This window comes from Bariatricus sp. HCP28S3_D3, assembly GCF_052065755.1.
Classification (GTDB): Bacteria; Bacillota; Clostridia; order Lachnospirales; family Lachnospiraceae; genus Allocoprococcus.
The window spans coordinates 1-969 of record NZ_JBQHTK010000087.1; the positions used below are offsets into that span (position 1 = coordinate 1).

The window sequence follows — 969 nt, forward strand, 5'->3', positions numbered from 1 at the left end:
AAGCCAATCCTTACGATTCGCCTTGTTTCTGACACATACGATTTTTGCCGGAATTGGATTTTCTTTTCCAACCATGACATCGACAGAAAGAAGATATTTGGATCTGCCGCGACGCTTCTTGTTTTTTGCATAAATCTGTTTGATGTTCAGTTTCTGTCCTTCATACTGATATTGAATGCGGCTGCTTTTCTTGATCATTGCAATCACATCCATCCCTTTGGATTTGATGGCCGTAATCTGAGCCGGATTAGCAAACCAGCAGTCAAACAGCACATAATCGGCAGAAATACCGTTTGAAACGGCTGTATCAAGAAGGTGAAGCATAACCTCCGGTGCTTTCGTCTGTGCCAGTTTTCTACGCTTACCGGCAATAGATCTCTTGTCAAAATCTTTCGTCGGGCCAATGATATTTGATTCTTTGGAGGATGCGATAAGACAACTGTTAACAGGCATAAATGTATTGCCATCGCTCCATCCAAGCGTCAACAGACGGAATCCTTTGCGAAATTTCATTCCAACGTGATCAAAGACTCTGGAACCCAGTTCAGTCTTCTTGCAGCTGGTACGATTAAAGAGAGTGTCATCGACTATAAACACATTGACACGCTTTTCATCAGTAAGATTTTTGATGTCACCGTTAATGATCTCTGATGCTAGAGAAGAAGTAAAGCGGAGCCAATTAGTTTTTGAAGAATTCAGGAAACGATAAAAAGTGTTCTTTGAGAATCCTTCCTTGAAAGATCCGGTTCTATGCTGCATATACATGCTTCTTCCTGCAAAGACGTTACTGAGTTTATATCTGAGGAGCATGATAGCGGGGACGCCTTTTTCCTTGGTGCCGTTGCATTGCTTTAAAAGGCTGCCTACCTTGTGAGAAGAGAAAAATCTCTGAACGCAATCTAAAATAGCTACCTCATTCTCGTTGTTCTGTGATATAATGGACATGGCATAAATTCTCCTTTGTAAAGT

1 protein-coding gene is annotated in these 969 nt (G+C 41.4%); it reads right to left on the reverse strand.

All coding sequences use genetic code 11. The features are described from left to right. Positions 1 to 945, reverse strand: a 945-nt coding sequence (locus ACTNB3_RS17805; protein WP_441027291.1) for an IS4 family transposase, incomplete at its 3' end; no start/stop codon positions are given. Between the last annotated feature and the right edge of the window lie 24 nt (positions 946 to 969).